At 43.7% G+C, this 13877-nt stretch carries 9 protein-coding genes; 6 read left to right on the top strand and 3 right to left on the bottom strand.

The window, feature by feature from the left end; all coding sequences use genetic code 11:
• Positions 1-117: 117 nt before the first annotated feature.
• The 3 genes from OCU38_RS13760 to OCU38_RS13750 all read left to right on the top strand — a co-directional run bounded on the left by OCU38_RS13760 (position 118) and on the right by OCU38_RS13750 (position 3879).
• On the top strand, positions 118-675 hold the full coding sequence (locus OCU38_RS13760) for an outer membrane beta-barrel protein (RefSeq protein ID WP_261824784.1): 558 nt from the start codon (positions 118-120) through the stop codon (positions 673-675).
• A gap of 72 nt (positions 676-747) precedes the next feature.
• Positions 748-1710, top strand: coding sequence for a hypothetical protein (locus OCU38_RS13755; protein WP_261824783.1), 963 nt, complete (start codon positions 748-750; stop codon positions 1708-1710).
• A gap of 87 nt (positions 1711-1797) precedes the next feature.
• On the top strand, positions 1798-3879 hold the full coding sequence (locus OCU38_RS13750) for a YjbH domain-containing protein (RefSeq protein ID WP_261824782.1): 2082 nt from the start codon (positions 1798-1800) through the stop codon (positions 3877-3879).
• A 74-nt stretch (positions 3880-3953) separates the two neighbouring features.
• On the opposite strand, the gene OCU38_RS13745 is transcribed toward OCU38_RS13750, so the two are convergent.
• The 3 genes from OCU38_RS13745 to lamB form a co-directional block, all read right to left on the bottom strand.
• Positions 3954-4595, bottom strand: coding sequence for a tetratricopeptide repeat protein (locus OCU38_RS13745; protein ID WP_261824781.1), 642 nt, complete (start codon positions 4593-4595; stop codon positions 3954-3956).
• Positions 4596-4864: 269 nt separating this feature from the next.
• Positions 4865-5689: a MalM family protein gene (locus tag OCU38_RS13740; protein ID WP_261824780.1), complete on the bottom strand. Its 825-nt coding sequence runs from the start codon at positions 5687-5689 to the stop codon at positions 4865-4867.
• A gap of 143 nt (positions 5690-5832) precedes the next feature.
• On the bottom strand, positions 5833-7071 hold the full coding sequence (lamB, locus tag OCU38_RS13735) for a maltoporin LamB (RefSeq protein WP_261824779.1): 1239 nt from the start codon (positions 7069-7071) through the stop codon (positions 5833-5835).
• 601 nt (positions 7072-7672) lie between these two features.
• Between lamB and glgX the strand changes: the two genes are divergently transcribed.
• From glgX to OCU38_RS13720, 3 genes are all read left to right on the top strand, one after another.
• On the top strand, positions 7673-9673 hold the full coding sequence (gene glgX / locus OCU38_RS13730) for a glycogen debranching protein GlgX (protein WP_261824778.1): 2001 nt from the start codon (positions 7673-7675) through the stop codon (positions 9671-9673).
• 304 nt (positions 9674-9977) lie between these two features.
• Positions 9978-11786 (top strand): sensor domain-containing diguanylate cyclase, encoded by a 1809-nt coding sequence (locus OCU38_RS13725; RefSeq protein ID WP_261824777.1) that lies wholly within the window; start codon positions 9978-9980, stop codon positions 11784-11786.
• Between the two features lie 223 nt (positions 11787-12009).
• Complete coding sequence (locus OCU38_RS13720; protein WP_261824776.1) at positions 12010-13836, top strand: ABC transporter ATP-binding protein; 1827 nt, start codon at positions 12010-12012, stop codon at positions 13834-13836.
• The last annotated feature ends 41 nt before the right edge of the window (positions 13837-13877 follow it).

Raw genomic sequence — 13877 nt, 5'->3', positions numbered from 1 at the left:
TTAAAATTAATGAAACCTTTTGGTTTAACAATAAGTTAATATGAATATTAACGCACAACATATGCACTTTTTCTTATTACTACTTAACTTAATATCTACTGATAGGGATTTCAGCCGATGAAAAAACTCTGCTTAGCTGCTTCACTGATATTGGCAATACCAACAGCTTCACTTGCTACAGAAAACACTGGGTTTCACTCTCACCTATACGGTGGTGTAAACATGGGTATGACCAATTGGGGCGGACTTGGTGCTGGTGTTACCGATGTCACCGGTGTCGATGACCCTAACTTTGCATGGGGTGCCTTTGTAGGTCTACATACGCTTCCATGGCTTGCGTTCGAATTAGGCTACCAAAATCTTGGAGAAGCTGATCTTACCGACGTTCCGGGAAGTTACGATGCGCAAACTATTAACTTTACTGCTAAGTTTTCTCATACGGTTGTTGAAAACATTTCGATTTACGGAAAAGTAGGTACGCAATGGTATGACTGGAATGCGAATGGCTCAAACGTCGCAGAGAGTGATACTGGATGGACTCCTCATTTAGGCATGGGGCTAGAGTATAAATTTAACCAACACTGGTCCGGCGCTTTAGATTACACGTGGTATAACGACGTTGGTGGTCCCGATATTAACTATTTCGGCATCGCAGCAATCTACCACTGGCACTAACCACCACACAAATACCATTTAATTGCTCTCCAAAATGGATGGATAGCACTTATTTCACACAGGAGGAATATCGTGAAATATAAACTAATTGCATTAACTGTCAGTGGCGTTCTACTCGCTGGATGTGGCAGTGACAACGAAAACCGAGTCGAGCCTACTAGCACATCAGTACAAGCATTCGACGGCGCTATTCGATACTTAGATACTTACATGGATTGTGCTGGCGGCGGTTGGGAGTTCGTTGGCGAAACCGGTGGTAAAGGCCTTATCAATATCGGTAAAGGGAACTACCCACTATTTGATGAAGATCCAACCCAATGTGATATTGCCTTTGGTGAATCTCGCTTTGGTAGTGGTGGTGGCACTAATGACGCTATCGATGAAAGCAACAGTAAAGACATGACCAAAGTCTTGTATACGGTTCCTGGAGAGCTTATCACCAAAGGTAAACCGATTGCAGGTACGCCATATACCACGCTAGTTGCACAAGCGATTGAAGAAGATACTTCTGGCCTAACGGTTGCTGAGATCATTGATAAAGTGTTTGCTGATACCCTGCCTGAAGGTACAACGCTATCTAGTGAGCAAAAATCACTACTACTGAGCGATCCACAAGCGGCGCTTGATAGCATGGATGCGGCAACGTCAACCAACGTGCAAGCATCGACTATGATCCTGTCTGATGCCATTGTAGGCGCAGAAGCACAAGGCGGACGCGATTCTGCTGATATCGCCAATGTCACCAAAACATTAGCGACTTCGCTAGCGGCGCAAGATAACTTCCCAACCAATGCTGCGGGTGAGCCAACGTATGTAGATTATACCGAAGATCTTGATGACGCTGACACCTTTGACGATACCGTAGATGCTGAACCAAACCCAGAGACTCCTCTACCACCAAGCACAGCCGCTGGTGCGGGTGATCCTCTACAAGATGGTGAAGTCATCGAAGATGAATTGCCACCAACAGATATCCCACCAGTAGATGAAGAACTGCCACCAGGCACTGGCGGTACTGGCGGTAGCGAAGGCTAATCTCGCACCCCGCAATAACGCCTCTTAATAGAGGCGTTATTTATTCCATCGACACACCAATTTAATACCTAGGATATGGATGTTCCTATGCCCACAGATTCTGTCCCTGCAAAGGTTTCTCGCACAGTCACTACCTCTCTAATCGCACTGCTCAGTTATCCTGTGTTCGCTCAAGTGGATATTCTGCCTTCTCAACAAGGTTTTAGCGGTCTTATTTTTACGCCCAATGCACAAACGTTAGCAACAGGTCGCGGCAGTGCGCAATTTGCTCAAGGCGTGCCTTATAAAAATAGCATTGCCGAGCTTGATAGCTGGTATGTCAATGCCGGTGTATTTCCTCATTTAGAAGTAGGCAGTCGTATCGTTACCGAAGAATACGATTCCAATTGTTTTACCGATGGATGCGGCATTCGCGATCTATCGGCGACGGCTAAACTTCAGATGCCGTATTTAGAAGAATTTTTAGGGTTTAACCTAGCATTCGGCGCTCAAGATATTGGCGGAGCCGCCAGTAACTTTGATGCCTATTTTGTGGTTGCCGATACCGAAATAGACGCATTTAATCTTCGCCTTAGTGGCGGTTATGGTAAGTCTGAGCTCAGTTTAGGGGTACTTGATGGGCCATTTGCCGGGGCTGAATGGCAACCGTTTGACTTTATTCAACTCACTGGTGAGTATGACGCTCAAGAATTTAACGCCGCCGTGCGTCTGATGACGCCAACAGATATGCTGCCCTATGGCGCCCAACTTGCGGCTCAATATCAGCTTTATTCCGGGCATGAAAATAGTGACCAAACCTTATGGGGTATCAGCGCGTCAGTACCCTTTTTCGGTGATACCTTTACTCGCCAAAAATACTCCGACGTTAAACCTGATACTCAAACACAAGTACAAAGCCAACTGGCACAAAACGAGGCGAGCAGTCTCACGCAACTTATTGGCAAGTTAGAGCAAGAAGGATTCGTCAATATTAGTGTCGGTAGTAATCTCGATACGCTAGTGATCGCTTTGGAAAATAAACGCTATCAACACAACGCTATGGACGGTGCAGGAGTCGCGTTAGGGATTATTTCTACCTACGCAGGTGAAGGGGTATTTGCCGACCTTCCAAGAGGCACCAGCAAAGCGCAAAAAGTAGATTTGGTGCTACTTAAAAACAAATTACCTATGTTGGCAATCAACACAGAGTTGCAATGCTATCGTGATTTTCTGCAAGTCGGCACTGAGTGCTCACACACGGCATTCTCCACTGAAAACCTCACCGATAAACTAGCAATGACCACTTGGATCTATGAAGTCAGTAACGATGGATTTGGTTATAGCGAAATCACTTTTGCACCGGTAATGAATTATGCCGTAGCTACCGAGTACGGATTTTTTGACTACTCCATTGGCCTAGGAACCAATTTGTACACGCCACTATGGAAAGGCGGCGCTATCGATGTTCGTCATATCCTACCCATTGCCAATAGCAATGATTATGATGAGGGTTATTACGCACAAGGTGCACTGGAAAACCAAATTGACCGCGCTCTACTTCATCAAGCCTTTAACCTTCCGGCCGATATGATGACCCAATTCAGCCTAGGTTTAATTCGTGGTGATTATTATGGCGGACAAAATGAGACTCAATGGTATAGCCCGCAAGGAATGCATAACTTAGGCTTTGAAGTGGGATACTTTACCGCTAGCGAAAGCACCGACCCAGAAGCGCGTACTCCGTTATTAGCGCATTATCGCTTATCCGTTGCACAATGGAATTGGCAGATGCAAGTACAAGGCGGTGAGTTTTGGGGTGGCGATCAAGGCGTTAAAGCCACCTCTAGCCATTGGCTTGGTGATACTCGCTTAGACGCTAGCTATCTCAACAGCGAAAGAGAGCAGTTTGTCACCTTTAATGTCTCTGTCCCTCTTACCTTCTGGCGTGGAATGCAACCACAACCGGTCACTGTGCGAGGCACCAGTGAGTGGAACTTTAGCGTGCAAACTCGAGTGGGAGAATCTCACAATCAGCTCAATACCGGCTTAGGTAAAACGGCCAGCAATTATCATAATTTAGACCGACAATATTTTGATAGAGCTAGACTTAACCCAAATTACTTTGAACACAACCCTACTCGTCTAAGAAACGCGTACTTGCGTTACTTAGATGAAGTCATTTACGAGTGATTTAATTAACAGGTAAGTACGTTAGAAAATAACGTGAACAATAAAGAGAAGCCCATGCGTTGTATGGGCTTCTCTTATTTTGATTCGCCATCTAGATTGATGCGCTCTGCTCTGCTTTCCCACATTTGTGCTTTTTCATTATCGGCCATAGGATTTTCCGATGAGCGATACCACTGTGCTAAAAACATTTGCGCTCTAACGCAGCGTTTATTGGCAGCGTGCTCTATCAATTGGATGCCTTTGTCCATATTGCTGGTGATACCAAAGCCTTCAAATAGGGCGATACCTTGCTCATATTCCGCCTGCTCATCGCCATTGTGTGCGTCAAAAGCATTTTTCCAATAGCGATGCTTGTCTTGGGAAATAAGCTCCTCTGAATAGTGCTCACACACTCTAAGAATACCTTTGATGCCTTCAATACTGTCTTGTTCGGCCGCTCTTTCGTACCAATATACCGCTTCTTTGGGATGCTTATTTTCGTTCATTTCGGCCAGTTCTAACTGAGTGGTTAAATGCCCGTTATCGGCCAATGCAATTTTCTCTTTATGAACTCTCACCCGTTCGGCTTCAACCTGCTTAGCCTGATCTTCCGCCTCTAATCTTCGTTGTTCAGCACGCTCTGAACGTTTTCTTGACCATCGCGCGATACTTAAAAACAGAGCCATGAACAGTAAAATTGCTATCCCTGAAGCCATCATTTCTGTGACTGTTAACATACAAAACCCCTATCCATATGAGCCTAGCCAAACATCATTTGCGACTCTATTTTGCTATTTTTTATTTCTAAAACAGCAACTTAAATGACACACAACGACAATGCACTTGCTCTATCCTGTATATAGCAATCATACCTATACATATCTATTATAGTTCAAGCACGCTTATACTTTGTACAAGCTATCAGCGAGACAAAAAAAGCCAGAGTAAGGTTTCCCTTCTCTGGCTAATAGGACAGAACAAATTTGTCATGTTGGTTTAAGCAATATTACTTATTTCTATGCTGTTCAAGAGCATCAATGTAGACCTGTTGCGCACCTTGTATTTGCAAATCTTTAGCTTCTTCTAACAGAGCAAGGGCTTTGGGCATATTATCTTCATCGACGGCTTTACGAATCGCGTTGTGGTAATAATCCTGCGTTGATTTTTCGACCGTTGCATCCAGCTCATGTTGATGTTTGTTTGCATCATTATTAGCATCTAAACTTGCGCTGACACCTTTCACTTCCACCAGCAATTTACCCGTGCTTGCATGTGCCGTTGGGATGTCCTTCACCTCTGGCAGATAGTTGCCCTTACCTTCAGCCATCGCTCTGGCTGGATGAATTCGGTCAGTTGTTTTGCCAAGCTCATCTTTGGTTGTATAGATAAGCATCGTCACCGTGTCTTGATTCACGGGCGGCGTGAATCTAACTTCAGCCACTAAGCGATCGCCCCACGCCAAACGAGGACGTCGGTATTCAAATGCAGAAGAGTCGTATTTTTCAATAACGTTGCCGTTATTATCAACCATTAAGATCTCAGGAGAAAAAAACGCTTCGTCGGTCATATTACTGGTGACTGAAATATCTAACGGACCACGATTCGCCGGAAGATCAAATGCCACCACAGGGCTATCTATTAGCTTGTTATTTAACACTTGAGTGTTTTTATCAATCGTTACTAGCGCTTGTGAATCAAGTTTAAAAGAGGATTTATTAAGAGATGCGACTGATGTCACTACAGGTTCAGCCCCGACTTGATGAAGGGTTTCTTGAGTAGCACAACCCGCTAGAGCCACACAGCAGCTTAAGAATAAAGCTTGAAATTTCATGGGGTATCTCCTTTATTATTTTTTTAATGACTTTTAGAGGTAATGCCTTTTATAACAAATACTTCACACGAAAGCCCTTAAAAAAATAGCCGACGACATGTCGGCTATTTCGCATCAACCTATTTCAAATTAAAGCGTTGTGATTACCACCACGCTTCCGCTTGAATACCTACAACGTATTCAGTGTCGTTGCCAGTACCGAACGCATCATCGTTCTCAGTATCTAGGATGTAAGAACCGTAAACGCGGATCTCAGGGCGAGCCCAGAAGCTGCTTCCCATCGCCCAAGCTTGAGCTACAGTGAATTTAGCATTACCGAAGTCTTCAGTACTACCGTTACCTAGGCGTTCACCTGCGTTATAACCGCCTTCAAATACAGTGCGCATAGTATCGTTCCACTTATACATAGGACGAACCACTACAGAGTATTGATCGATATCGTACTGCTGGCCTGTGCCGTCACCGATATCTTGACCTGCTAGGTATGCTAACTGGTGACCCATTTCCCAAGAGTCGCCCATTGAGATCACACCCCAGTTAAGTAAACGATAACCGGTTGAATCATTGTATTGATCCGTACCACGAGCGTAGTACGTACCTGAACCCCAGAAGTTAGCCGCTTGCACACCGTAACCCGCAGTACCGTATTGCAATACTGTTTGGTTAAAGCCATTGCTTAGACCTTGTTGAAGAATTGCAGTTGCAAGTAAACCATCATCAGCCTGTTCAGAAACTGCGCCGCCAGTGTCTTTATCAATGGCAAAGTTATATGCCAATGCAATTTCTAAGCTTGCATCAGACCATAGGCCAATATTTGCTAAACGTGCATCGAAGATATAACCCGAAGAATCACTATTGTTTGGATCTGTGCCAGCCGTTGTATTGTCACCATCTTGAACTAAAGCAAGAGACAGTTTTTGGTTACCTACTGATAGGTTTTCAATACCGCCACCAGTACCTGATGTGTTTAGGTAGTAGAAGTCAGTAATGTGGATGTCTTTACGTTGGTAGTAAGTTTTACCAGCCCAAAGCGTTGCGCCGCGATCAAACGCTAACGCACCTTTTGCTTTCACAGCAAACTGTGCCACGTTAAAGTCAGCGTCTTCCCAACCATTAGCACCAGGAGCGCCCGAGGCAATCATAGATTCAATGCGCCAGTTTATTTCACCTGTTTGCAAGTCTTGAGACAGGCCAAACTCAGAGTAGTTGTCATTTTCGTTACCTAGACGACCAATACCGTTTTTGTTTACAGAAACATCTGAACCACTGTTACCACTGATACCAGTACCAGCACGCATGTAACCGTTGAAATCTACAGCAAGTGCAGACGTTGAAAGTAGGGCAGCAGAGACTGCAGCTGTTAGTAGGTTTACCTTTTTCATTCTCGTTAACTCCCGAAACGATTATTATTTTTCTAGTTCATTCTTCATTGATTAACAGTCCATCTGTTAATACAGCCAATTTGGAATGATTAGTGTGAAACTGTTTGATTCGACAAAATAATAGTAATGCGGTTTGGTATTAACTAAGTCCTCCTCCTCCCTTTTATTGGTGGGGGAAGTAGAGAATCACGAAAAGGCGTAGTTGTAGCTGCTTGTCGTCTAGCTCACATTTTTGAGGATGAGATCTCGGCTTTCTAACGATAATGATCACACTGGCGAAAGTACAAATATAGATCCAGATCTCTATTTAAATAGTTCCCTGATTTTTTCACAAAGTTGCCGTAAAAGTGTAATCCGTGATGTAGATCGTTTAAGCATCAATAATCAACAAGTGACGATTATTGATACAAAGAAAAATGTACATTAGAAAAATCAGCTTAATTCTTGCGGTGTGAGCAGTAAGAGATATGTAACGCAATATTTTAAATAAAATAGCCCTTAGAACAGTGCCAACAGCACGATCCCTATTGCGTTCATAAGTTAAACCTTTTAACGTATCACTCAAACCATTCACAAAATAAACAAAAGATATAAATAGAGAATGAGTAGTAATCAATCACGCCCTTATCCGCTGGGTGCCGAGTTAGATAAATGTGGATGTAACTTTTCTATTCATGCCCCAAGCTGTAAAGAGATCTCTTTGGCTCTTTTTAACACGAATGGAGAATATGAAACCTACCCTATCACCAATAGCTATGCGGGCATAAAACACATATATATAGAAGGTGTCACACACGGCCAAGAATACGGCTTTATCGTCAATGACCAAAATGATGAAAAAATCCTTCTCTCAGACCCGTATGCCAAAGCAATAAGCAAGCCTCTGACTTACCAAGCACCGTTTTCAAATGACAAAAGCTGGTCTATGGCAAAATCCGTTGTCACCTCTTCTGAGTTTGATTGGCAACAATCGGAGCATCCTCGTCTCACTCGCTCTGAAATCGTACTGTTTGAAACGCATACCAAAGGTTTAACCAAGCTCAATAAAAACGTTCCAATGCAGCACCAAGGTAAATACCTTGGCTTAGTCAGCGACGAGATGCTGAGCTTTTATAAAGAGCAAAACATCAATTGCTTACAGCTACTGCCTGTTGCGGCCTGTATGCACGAACCGCATTTGCTGAATATGGATAAGGTTAATTACTGGGGCTACAACCCATATGTGTTTATGGCGCCAGATCCAAGATATGCCGAAATCGATGCCGTACATGAGTTAAAGACCACTATCCGAGAGCTACATAAAAATGGCATTGAGGTGATTTTAGATGTGGTTTACAACCATACCGCAGAAAGCGGTGATGGTGGCCCAGTATTCAATCTAAAACTGCTCGATAATCAATACTACTTAAAACACGGCTGTCACTACGCCAACTTCACCGGTTGTGGTAACACGGTCGACTTGAACTATCAGCCTGCTTTAACACTAGTAATGGATACACTTCGTTACTGGGTACAAGAATTTAAAGTCGACGGTTTTCGCTTTGATCTGGCGGCCACACTGGGACGCAATGGCGATAACTTTAATCGTGAAGCAGCGTTTTTCAAAGCAGTCGCGCAAGACCCAGTACTAAAAGAAACCAAACTGATTGCTGAACCTTGGGATATTGGTCCAAATGGTTATCAAGTGGGTAATTTCCCTGATGGTTGGAATGAATGTAACGACAAATTCCGCGATATTACGCGCAGTTTTTGGCGTGGCGACCAAGGGTTTTTAAAAGAGTTTGCTACTCGCATGATGGGCTCAAGAGACATCTACAGCGCCAGCCGCTGGCCCCATAAAATGACCGTCAACTACATCACTTATCACGACGGCTTTACCATTCAAGACTTGGTTTCCTATCAGCTCAAGCACAATGAAGAAAATGGTGAGAATAACCACGATGGTCACGGTGATAATCGCTCAGATAACTTAGGAATCGAAGGGGAAACTCAATGCCCTGAAACCCTATTACTAAGAGAAAAGCGTAAACGTAACTTTATGAGTAGCTTACTGTTCTCATTTAGCATCCCGCATATATTGACAGCGGATGTGGTTTCTCACACGCAAAAAGGCAACAACAATGCCTACTGCCAAGATAACGCCATCAGTTGGTTAAATTGGGATTTGGGAGAGCATCAACAAGCTTTCAAAAAATGGTTATCTGAAATGGTTGCCGCCCGCCGCGAACATATGATTCCTTTTATTGAAGCATTTAGTGGCGAAACTCGTAATGACAACCGAGTCAGTTGGCATCGCCCTGATGGCAACTTAATGGAAATGAATGATTGGAACCAGCTGAATGCGGTTTCCTTAAAACTCGGGATTGGCACTGATGGGGCTGAGTTGCTTTACTATATAAACCAATCACAAACGCCTGCTCGATTTAGAGTGCCTGAAGGGGACATCGAACGTTGGGCTCTCATTTGTGATACTGCCGAAGCGGAAGTTGGGAAAGGGAATATTAATAGAGATATGCTATTGCAACCTCAATCCATGGTGATCTTAAAAGCGCAAGGGCCGGCTAAAATCTTGCCGGTAAAACAGCAAGTTTTAGAAGCCTAACAAAATAGCGAACAATGATCTCAGTGGAATGCTGAGATCATTGTTGAGAAGCAGGCAAAATGGCATACAATTGCACTCTAGATATTGTAAATATCATTTTGCGCCAATCGGAATAAACAGAGCTTGATCAGCTATTAAAACTCTATATTATTGCCAGTCGTTGCACGTTGGACAAAAAACAACCGGTTCATATTTTGACGTTAAGCGTCGAACACAATAGACAACAAAATATATGGCTTTACCAAGAACAATTATCCGTCTTTTGCGTCCCTACGTAATTGGACTCGTTGCAATCCTAATTTACGTGGCTTATCAACATTACCACAAAGTTGAAAACGAAATTATTACTCAGTCCCATGCCAATTTGCGGACTGCGACAAAACTCATCCAAGGACAATTAGATACTAGCCTTAGTAGCATTGCATCCTTAAATAAAACACTCTCAATAAAAGACGCCAACGAAGCGAACCAACTGGCAATTGAACTTATCTATAGCACTGAAAACTATAACGATATTCTTCGGTACAACCACAAAAACCATACCGCACTCTCTGAAACAGATATCGATGTCGCCAAGCATAATAGCAGTCATCCAGCACCGATTGATCTCACTGCGTTGACTTGGACTGACATGAACTTCATGCACAACAACTATCAAGTCTCTAATCTGTATCAAAGCCGAAATAAACGCTGGGTGGTGGCTGTGCGCGAAAAGCACCCTAAGCGTGTAGAACAATACGTTATCGAGTTCGATCTTTGGTACATGAGCCAAACTTTAATTGACTTACAGACCATGAGTAGCGGCAACGTATTCGTGGTGGATCGCACGACAGGACAAATCATTTTGCACCCAAACCCTGATCGTATCGGCAAAAGTGCCAGCGTATATCGTTATGCGGTAGCAGGAAAGGTAATCCAAGATGATCGCAGCGCTCCGGTTAGCTATTACTTTGCCGATAAGCCAACATACAAGTTTGACACTAAAGACAATATTGTTAACAGTCATCCATCCGGTGAGGTGACTTACTTCTTTAAAAATGATCCTAAACTGGCGGTTTATAATGCGAGAAACAGCTTAAATTGGATCTATTTTTCGTCAACATCACGTTCGACACTGTTTTCTCATAGCTATTCACTGTTATTAGTTGTGGTGCTTGCCGCGACACTGCTTTTAGTGGTGTTTGTATTTAATTTTATCAACAAAGAGCTGCAAGTAGAGCTTACCAAACTGGCAAGATCGACGGATTTATTTGAGTTTAGAAACCAAGTAAACGTATTGCTTTCAAGATTTTGCTCACACAATCGAATCCAGCTGTGCTTGTACAATCATGACAGTCATACCTTTTATAGCATTGGCTATTCTGGTGAAGAACACGCGATCAGCGTTGATAAAGACTACGCACTAAACCTGCTTAGCAGTGATGTCACCTATATTCGACACATCAAAGATGACCTACTTGCTAATCAAGTTCAAATTGACAAACCTTTCTATCGCCTGCCTTTGCAAGGATACAATGGATTATTTGGGGTTATTTTTGTCGAAAGTCGCACCCGTACTTACAACAGTTTAATGAAGTTGTTGCAAACCTATATTGAAACAGCGCTAAGCAATGTGTTGTTCCATCGTCAATTATCACTGCGTGATAGTGCAACAAACCAAGATAACTTGTTTACTTTGCGTAATAAAATCAACCGCTATAAAGATCATAAAGATGTCTACTTACTGACCATGGATGTGGATGATCTAAAAGTCATTAATTACCAATATGGCTATACCTGTGGTGATCAGCTTATTTTAGAAATGACCGATATAATGAACTCGCATTTCCCAATCGCTTCCACCTTGTCTACTGCAAGGGTGAGCGGCGATGAGTTCTGCGTTCTGTATCATGCTGATGATCAGCAGATGGCTTACGCACTGGCCGATGATTTACGAGATGCTATCCAAACGCATCGCTTTAAGTTTGATAGAACCGATATCCACTTTACGGTAAGTATTGGTATCTCTCAGCTACAAGACTCTGTCGATAAAACCCTTGCCGCATCGCTACAAGCCACCGACCGCAGTAAGAAAAAAGGTAAAAACCTTACCATCATGAACGTCACCATCTAGTCTAATGATGCATCTTGTGCGATATTTCTTATATCTCACAAGGTGCTAATAACAATAATCACTGTAATTTAGCGTCCAGCAATAGCGCAGGAACAAGCTATCAAGCCCTTGCAGTTATGCCAATCGTACTAAATAACGGGTCATGTGCTATTTCTGATCTCTGATTTAGTGTGATTGCTATTACTCACTTTCTCTTCGCAAGGCGACATTTTAGGATCAATACATGTATAAACTATTTGAAGGATTCACTAAAGCCTTCCCTAAACAAGAGCCCGAACAACCGCCCAACACTGTGTTCGCTTTTTGTCGGTACTACACCAAAGGTTTTGAGAAACCTCTGCTACTAATGGCGCTTTTAAGTACCATAGTGGCGATTGTAGAGGTTTCTCTGTTTGGCATGATGGGTAAACTGGTTGACTGGCTCGGTTCAAGTAGCCCTGAAACTTTCATGCAAGACAACGCCAATACGCTGATTATCTATGGCGTTCTTGTGCTCATTGTCATGCCAATTCTGGTGATTTTACATTCGCTGATTCAGCATCAAACATTGTTAGGAAACTACCCAATGTCGATTCGCTGGATGGCGCACCGCTACCTATTAAAGCAAAGCTTATCCTTCTATCAAGATGATTTTGCTGGCCGAATAGCGACTAAGGTGATGCAGACCTCTCTGTCGGTACGTGAAACCGTGATGAAGTCGCTAGATGTGTTTGTGTATGTTTGCGTGTACTTCACCTCAATCATCGTGTTGCTAGCCCAAGCGGACTACCGTTTAATGCTGCCTATGTTGTTGTGGCTGTTCGCCTATATCGGCATTCAGTGCTACTTTGTGCCACGCCTGAAAAAGGTCTCCTCAGAGCAAGCCAATGCCCGCTCAACCATGACCGGACGCATCGTTGATAGCTACACCAACATTGCCACTGTAAAGCTGTTTTCGCACAGCAAACGAGAAACCGAATACGCTGAAGAAGGTATGGAAGGTTTCCTTGATACCGTTTACCGTCAAATGCGCCTAGTGACTGGCTTTAATGTGATGGTGGAAGTGGTCAATTACATTCTGGTGTTTGCCATTGCCGCGATTTCTATCTACCTATGGACCGAAAGTGCGATTAGCGTGGGTGCTATCGCCATCGCCATCAGTTTAGCGCTGCGTTTAAACGGCATGTCGATGTGGATCATGTGGGAAGTGGGTGCGCTATTTGAAAATATGGGTACAACGGTAGATGGTATGGCAACCCTCTCCAAGCCGATTGATATTCAAGATAAGCCAGATGCTAAACCCATCAAAGTTGAACACGGCGGCATACAGTTTGATGATGTGAGCTTTCACTATGGCGAAAATAAAGGGGTTATTAGCAACCTAAGCCTCAATATTAAACCGGGTGAAAAAGTCGGTTTAGTGGGACGCTCTGGCGCCGGTAAATCGACGCTGGTGAACTTGCTACTGCGCTTTCACGATGTGGAAGGCGGCAAAATCAGTATTGATAACCAAGATATCGCCTCCATTACCCAAGATTCATTGCGCAGCAAGATTGGCATGGTGACACAAGATACGTCACTGCTACACCGCTCTATTCGCGACAACATCTTGTACGGCAACCCGGATGCCAGTGAAGAAGCCCTTATTGCCGCGACCACACAAGCGCACGCGCATGAGTTCATTGATACTCTAACCGACCCGTTTGGCAATGTCGGCTATGACGCACAAGTGGGTGAGCGCGGCGTTAAGCTATCGGGTGGACAACGCCAGCGCATTGCCATTTCTCGGGTACTGCTAAAAGATGCACCGATTTTGGTATTAGATGAAGCCACCTCCGCGCTGGATTCAGAAGTGGAAGCAGCGATTCAAGAAAGTTTAAATGAGTTGATGCAAGGTAAAACCGTGATTGCCATTGCCCATCGCCTATCCACTATTGCCTCTATGGACAGATTGATTGTGCTAGATAAAGGGCATGTGGTGGAACAAGGTACACACCAAGAACTGATTGAAGGTAACGGCATTTACGCTCAATTATGGGCGCATCAAACTGGCGGCTTTATCGCGCAATAGGCTATCTGTTAGCAACTAAAAAGCGTTTAAAAATAAAAAGG

This window comes from Vibrio neonatus, assembly GCF_024346975.1.
In the GTDB taxonomy this organism is placed as follows: Bacteria; Pseudomonadota; Gammaproteobacteria; order Enterobacterales; family Vibrionaceae; genus Vibrio; species Vibrio neonatus.
Note: the sequence above shows the minus strand (reverse complement) of the source record. Positions and strands in the feature narration are given on the sequence as shown.

Excerpts from the sequence above, each read along its gene's own strand:
- OCU38_RS13760 (WP_261824784.1), top strand. The coding sequence starts at position 118 with ATGAAAAAACTCTGCTTAGCTGCTTCACTGATATTGGCAATACCAACA.
- OCU38_RS13750 (WP_261824782.1), top strand. The coding sequence starts at position 1,798 with ATGCCCACAGATTCTGTCCCTGCAAAGGTTTCTCGCACAGTCACTACC.
- OCU38_RS13745 (WP_261824781.1), bottom strand. The coding sequence starts at position 4,595 with ATGTTAACAGTCACAGAAATGATGGCTTCAGGGATAGCAATTTTACTG.
- OCU38_RS13740 (WP_261824780.1), bottom strand. The coding sequence starts at position 5,689 with ATGAAATTTCAAGCTTTATTCTTAAGCTGCTGTGTGGCTCTAGCGGGT.
- lamB (WP_261824779.1), bottom strand. The coding sequence starts at position 7,071 with ATGAAAAAGGTAAACCTACTAACAGCTGCAGTCTCTGCTGCCCTACTT.
- glgX (WP_261824778.1), top strand. The coding sequence starts at position 7,673 with ATGAGTAGTAATCAATCACGCCCTTATCCGCTGGGTGCCGAGTTAGAT.
- OCU38_RS13720 (WP_261824776.1), top strand. The coding sequence starts at position 12,010 with ATGTATAAACTATTTGAAGGATTCACTAAAGCCTTCCCTAAACAAGAG.